Below are 5,362 nucleotides of genomic sequence, written 5' to 3'. Positions count from 1 at the left end.
CCCCCAGCCCCGTCAGCCAGTCCGAGAAGCTCTCCAGCCCCGCACCCACCGCCGGCCACACCCACAGGCACAGCGCGGCGAACCCGATCGCCACGAACGACATGATGATCGGCACCAGCCGCCGCCCGTTGAAGAAACCCAGCCAGTCCACCAGCTTCACCCGGTGGTACCGCTGCCAGAACCACGCCGTCAGCAGACCCATCACGATCCCGCCGAACACCCCCGGGTTCTGGTACGAGAACTCCACGAACGTGTTGTTGTCATCGGTGAGGCAGCCCGTCCCCACCACCCGCGTCCCCTCGGGGCACTCGTTCGGAAACGCCCGCAGCACCCCCCGGTACACCAGGAAGCCGGCCACCGCCGCCAGCGCCGTCGACCCGTCCCCCTTCTTCGCCATCCCGATCGCCACACCGACGCAGAACAGCAGCGGCAGCCCCAGCTCGGGATTGAGCAGCGCACCGCCCGCCCCCGCCATCACCTTCGCCACCACGTCCCAGTCCAGGCCGTCCGGCCCGAACACGTCGTCCTGGCCCAGCCGGGTCAGGATCCCCGCCGCGGGCAGCACCGCGATCGGCAGCTGCAGACTCCTCCCCATCTTCTGCAGCCCCTGGAACAAACCGCTCCACCACTGCTGCCGCGGCGCCGCCGCCGCACTGCCGTTCGCGCTCATCGGCTTCCTCCCTTGCGGGCCCGTTTGGGCACGTGCGGTCCGTGCGGCACACTGGTGTAGACCACCCTGGGTGCGGTCGCACACGCCCCGCCCGGAGGGCAGGTCGCTGCTGATCGACATCATTCGGCAGACGCAGGAACCGCGCTCGCGAAACTGGGCCAACAGTGGGCTACCGTGACGAAACGGTTCCCGCGGCCCGCCCGGGACCGCCGAGACCGTTCTTCGGAAAACAGGGAGAAACGCATGGCCACCAAGGCTGAGAAGATCGTCGCCGGGCTCGGCGGCATCGACAACATCGAAGAAGTCGAAGGCTGCATCACCCGCCTGCGCACCGAGGTCAACGACCCCGAACTCGTCGACGAAGCCGCCCTCAAGGCCGCCGGCGCCCACGGCGTCGTCAAGATGGGCACCGCCGTCCAGGTCGTCATCGGCACCGACGCCGACCCCATCGCCGCCGAAATCGAAGACATGATGTGACCTGAGCGCACCGCGCCACCACGACGCCGGACCCCGTCACCCCGCACCCGCCCCGACGGGGTCTTCGCGTACCGCCGCACCCACTAGGCTCGACGCCATGTCTCGCATCGACGGCCGTACGCCCGAACAGCTCCGCCCCGTCACCATCGAACGCGGATGGAGCAAGCACGCCGAGGGCTCCGTCCTCATCTCCTTCGGAGACACCAAGGTCTTCTGCACCGCCTCCTTCACCGAAGGCGTCCCCCGCTGGCGCAAGGGCAGCGGCGAAGGCTGGGTCACCTCCGAATACTCGATGCTGCCCCGCTCCACCAACACCCGCGGCGACCGCGAATCCGTCCGCGGCAAGATCGGCGGCCGCACCCACGAGATCTCCCGCCTCATCGGCCGCTCCCTGCGCGCCGTCATCGACTACAAGGCACTCGGCGAGAACACCGTCGTCCTCGACTGCGACGTCCTCCAGGCCGATGGCGGCACCCGCACCGCCGCCATCACCGGCGCCTACGTCGCCCTCGCCGACGCCGTCGCCTGGGGCCAGTCCAAGAAGCTCATCAAGGCCGGCCGCAAGCCCCTCACCGGCACCGTCGCCGCCGTCAGCGTCGGCATCGTCGACGGCGTCCCCCTCCTCGACCTCTGCTACGAGGAAGACGTCCGCGCGGAAACCGACATGAACGTCGTCTGCACCGGCGACGGCCGCTTCGTCGAAGTCCAGGGCACCGCCGAAGGCGAACCCTTCGACCGCAAGGAACTCAACGCCCTCCTCGACCTCGCCGCCGGCGGCTGCGCCGACCTCGAAGCCATCCAGCGCACCGCCCTCGGCCTCTGAGAGAACCACCGGACGCCCCGCCGCGTCCTCACCTGTACGGGCGCACGGTGTCACAGCCGTGCGCCCGTCCACATCCGCGCAGCCGACCGACCACGCGCACGACCTTGTGAGGGAACACGCATGAAGCTCCGCATAGCCGCCGCGGCGGCGGCCGCCGCACTCGCCATCCCGGCCCTGACCGCCTGCGACGCGATCTCCACCGCCATGGACTGCGCCAACACCGCCGTCGCCATCACCGAAGGCGTCGGCGACCTCCAGGACGCCGTCTCCAACGCGGGCAACAGCCCGCAGGACGCCCAGAACGCCCTCAACAAGATCGACGAGAACCTGAAGAAGATCGGCGACCAGACCGACAACACCGACCTCGGCACGGCCATCGACTCCATGAACAAGGCCGTCCAGAGCGTCCGCACCTCCCTGCAGAGCGGCAACACCGCCCCCGACGTCACCCCCGTCGCCGACGCCGCCAAGGAGATCTCCAAGGTCTGCACCCCCTGACCCCCGCAGGCGGGATCGGCCCGAACGGAATAATGGACGCCATGACCTCGACGCCGCCCCGCCTCATCCTGGCCACCCGCAACCAGGGCAAGATCTCCGAACTGCACACGATCCTGTCCGGCGCCGGCCTGCCCTACGAGCTGGTCGGCGCGGACGCGTACCCCGACGTCCCCGACGTCAAGGAGACCGGCGTCACCTTCGCCGAGAACGCCCTCCTCAAGGCGCACGCCCTCGCCCTCGCCACCGGCCTGCCCGCCATCGCCGACGACTCCGGCCTCTGCGTCGACGTCCTCGGCGGCGCCCCCGGCATCTTCTCCGCCCGCTGGGCCGGCCGCCACGGCGACGACAAGGCCAACCTGGAGCTGCTCCTGGCCCAGCTGGCCGACATCGCGGACGGGCACCGCGGCGCCCACTTCGCGTGCGCGGCCGCCCTGGCCCTGCCCGACGGCACCGAAGCCGTCGTCGAGGGCCGCCTCACCGGCACGCTCCGGCACACCCCGGCCGGCAGCGGCGGCTTCGGCTACGACCCGATCCTCCAGCCGCTCGGCGAGACCCGCACCTGCGCGGAGATGACGGCTGCCGAGAAGAACGCCGTCTCCCACCGCGGCCAGGCCTTCCGCGCCCTGATCCCGGCGATCCGCGACCTGCTGGGCTGAGGCCGGTGATGCAGCGAAGGCCCCGTACGCGGCTGCGTACAGGGCCTTCTGCGTACCCGTGCGGTTGGGGGGACTCGAACCCCCACGGGTTTTACCCCACTGGGACCTAAACCCAGCGTGACTGCCAATTCCACCACAACCGCGACATCTTGCCCGATGCGAACATTGGGTCAGCCTGGGCTGTGCCCAGTCTAACGGGGCGGAGCCCGCGGGGGTGAAGGACTTGGGGCGGCGCCTGCGGCGCCACGTGTCCGTCAGGCCGTGGCAGTTGGGGCGTAGGGAGCGGAGGCTGCCCGGGCGGTTGTCCGGCCGGTGCCCGCCGGCATGGTCGATCCGTCCGACAAGCGGAACGGCCCGCCCCGGGAGGGGGCGGGCCGTTCCGAGGGCGGGGCCGTCAGATGCCCAGATCCTTGATGATCTTGGCTACGTGGCCCGTCGCCTTGACGTTGTACAGGGCGCGCTCGACCTTGCCCTCCTCGTCCACGACGACCGTCGAGCGGATCACCCCGGTCACCGTCTTGCCGTACAGCTTCTTCTCGCCGAACGCGCCGTACGCCTCCAGCACCTTCTTGTCGGGGTCGCCGACGAGGGTGACCTTGAGGTTCTCCTTCTCGCGGAACTTCGCGAGCTTCTCCGGCTTGTCCGGCGACACGCCGATCACGTCGTAGCCGGCGCCGGCCAGCAGCTCCAGGTTGTCCGTGAAGTCGCAGGCCTGCTTGGTGCAGCCCGGTGTGAGGGCCGCCGGGTAGAAGTAGACGATCACCTTGCGGCCGAGCCGGTCGGCGAGCGTGACGTCGTTGCCGTCCGCGTCGGGCAGGGTGAAGGCGGGGGCGGTGTCGCCCGGCTGGAGTCGCTCGCTCATCTCGACAGTCTCCTCGGGAGGTGGATCGCTACGTGACGAGACTAAGCTGACAGACTGTCCACGGCGGATCACGCCCCCATGGGACAGGACCACGACGACGGAGGCAGCGCGGTGCCGGAAGCCAGGACCCCCGCACAGATCGAGGCGGACATCGTCCGCCGCCGCGAGCAGCTCGCCGAGACCCTCGACGAGATCGGTGTGCGCATGCACCCGAAGACGATCGTCGGGGACGCGAAGGCCAGGGTCGCCTCCACGGTCGACGAGACGGCCGGGCGGGCCGTCGTGGCGGTGAACCGCCTGTGGACGGACGTCAGGGACGGCCTGCGGTACGAGGACGGCACCCCGCGCATCGAGCGGCTGGTGCCGGTCGCGCTGGTGGCCGTGGGGGTGATCGGCCTGCTGGTGGTGTCGGCGCGCCGCCGCCGCTGACCCACCCCTGAGGCGGACAGGCGGGGCGCGGGCGGGTAGGTTCGGGGCGTGAGCGACGACACCAACACCACCACCCACGACAAGCTGCCCATCCGCATGCTGCACGACCGCGTGCTCGTGAAGTCCGACAAGCCCGAGGGCGAGCGGCGCTCGGGCGGCGGCATCCTGATTCCGGCGACGGCGGCCGTGGGCAAGCGGCTGGCCTGGGCCGAGGTGGTCGCGGTCGGGCAGAACGTGCGCAGCGTGGAGCCGGGCGACCGGGTGCTGTACGACCCCGAGGACCGGGCCGAGGTCGAGGTGCGGGGTGCGACGTACGTGCTGATGCGCGAGCGTGATCTGCATGCCGTGGCCGCGGAGCGGCTGGAGGGGGCGGAGGACTCCACCGGTCTGTATCTCTGATTGCGGGGTTCTTGTCCGTGTGCGGGTGGGCCGGTGGCCGAGGTCACCGGCCCTTTCGCATGCCTTTTGCTACGGTGGGCGGTGAACCCCGACGAGACGCGCCGTACCGGGTGGGAAAAGACGACGCACCTGTTCCGTTCTCGTCTCGGAGGTGCCTGTCATGGCCTGGGTTCTGCTCGTCGTCGCCGGTCTGCTGGAGGTCGGCTGGTCGGTCGGCATGAAGTTCACGGACGGGTTCACCCGGCTGTGGCCGAGTGTGTTCACGGGTGCGGGGATCGTGGCGAGCATGCTGCTGCTGTCGTACGCGGCCCGGAGCCTGCCGATCGGTACGGCGTACGGGGTGTGGGTGGGTATCGGTGCCGCGGGTGCGGCGGTGCTGGGGATGGCGGTGCTGGGCGAGCCGGTGACGGCGTCCAGGATCTTCTTCATCGTGCTGCTGCTGGTGGCGGTGGTGGGGCTGAAGGCGACGTCCGGCCACTGAGCGGGGTGCGCGCGGGCCCCCGGCCGCCGGTTGCCCGGGTGTCATTCCAGGTATGCGGAGGGCGGGC

Annotated in this window: 9 protein-coding genes, 1 tRNA gene and 1 riboswitch; of the genes, 7 read left to right on the top strand and 3 right to left on the bottom strand. The window is 70.5% G+C overall.

From position 1 onward, the window contains the following. Positions 1–670, bottom strand: a 670-nt coding sequence (locus tag EF903_RS28045) for a PTS transporter subunit EIIC (protein ID WP_185902859.1), incomplete at its 3' end; no start/stop codon positions are given. Between the two features lie 174 nt (positions 671–844). On the opposite strand from EF903_RS28045, the gene EF903_RS28040 reads away from it, so the two are divergent. The 4 genes from EF903_RS28040 to rdgB all read left to right on the top strand — a co-directional run bounded on the left by EF903_RS28040 (position 845) and on the right by rdgB (position 3,124). Further along, positions 845–1,147 (top strand): PTS glucose/sucrose transporter subunit IIB, encoded by a 303-nt coding sequence (locus EF903_RS28040; protein ID WP_260616029.1) that lies wholly within the window; start codon positions 845–847, stop codon positions 1,145–1,147. 97 nt (positions 1,148–1,244) lie between these two features. After that, on the top strand, positions 1,245–1,970 hold the full coding sequence (rph, locus tag EF903_RS28035) for a ribonuclease PH (protein ID WP_125547799.1): 726 nt from the start codon (positions 1,245–1,247) through the stop codon (positions 1,968–1,970). Between the two features lie 120 nt (positions 1,971–2,090). After that, positions 2,091–2,468 (top strand): hypothetical protein, encoded by a 378-nt coding sequence (locus EF903_RS28030; RefSeq protein WP_125547797.1) that lies wholly within the window; start codon positions 2,091–2,093, stop codon positions 2,466–2,468. 41 nt (positions 2,469–2,509) lie between these two features. Continuing rightward, the gene (gene rdgB, locus EF903_RS28025; protein WP_125547795.1) at positions 2,510–3,124 is read left to right on the top strand and encodes an RdgB/HAM1 family non-canonical purine NTP pyrophosphatase; all 615 of its coding nucleotides are present in this window, start codon (positions 2,510–2,512) and stop codon (positions 3,122–3,124) included. Between the two features lie 59 nt (positions 3,125–3,183). Here the strand turns inward: rdgB and EF903_RS28020 are convergent. Together EF903_RS28020 and bcp are read right to left on the bottom strand one after the other, a co-directional pair. After that, positions 3,184–3,267 (bottom strand) — tRNA-Leu (locus EF903_RS28020). A gap of 251 nt (positions 3,268–3,518) precedes the next feature. Further along, positions 3,519–3,986 (bottom strand): thioredoxin-dependent thiol peroxidase, encoded by a 468-nt coding sequence (bcp, locus tag EF903_RS28015; protein ID WP_125547793.1) that lies wholly within the window; start codon positions 3,984–3,986, stop codon positions 3,519–3,521. Between the two features lie 78 nt (positions 3,987–4,064). Between bcp and EF903_RS28010 the strand changes: the two genes are divergently transcribed. The 3 genes from EF903_RS28010 (at position 4,065) to EF903_RS28000 (ending at position 5,295) form a co-directional block, all read left to right on the top strand. Further along, on the top strand, positions 4,065–4,415 hold the full coding sequence (locus EF903_RS28010; protein ID WP_125547791.1) for a DUF3618 domain-containing protein: 351 nt from the start codon (positions 4,065–4,067) through the stop codon (positions 4,413–4,415). Positions 4,416–4,511: 96 nt separating this feature from the next. Continuing rightward, a complete protein-coding gene (locus tag EF903_RS28005) occupies positions 4,512–4,814 on the top strand; it encodes a co-chaperone GroES (protein WP_114058937.1) in 303 nt (100 codons plus the stop codon). 63 nt (positions 4,815–4,877) lie between these two features. Then, positions 4,878–4,944: riboswitch (guanidine-III (ykkC-III) riboswitch) on the top strand. Between the two features lie 30 nt (positions 4,945–4,974). After that, complete coding sequence (locus EF903_RS28000) at positions 4,975–5,295, top strand: multidrug efflux SMR transporter (protein WP_125547788.1); 321 nt, start codon at positions 4,975–4,977, stop codon at positions 5,293–5,295. Positions 5,296–5,362: the final 67 nt, after the last annotated feature.

Source organism: Streptomyces sp. WAC05292 (assembly GCF_003949955.1).
Taxonomy (GTDB): Bacteria; Actinomycetota; Actinomycetes; order Streptomycetales; family Streptomycetaceae; genus Streptomyces; species Streptomyces globosus.
The sequence above is the reverse complement of the archived record's forward strand: the minus strand, read 5'-3'. Positions and strand labels throughout refer to the sequence as shown.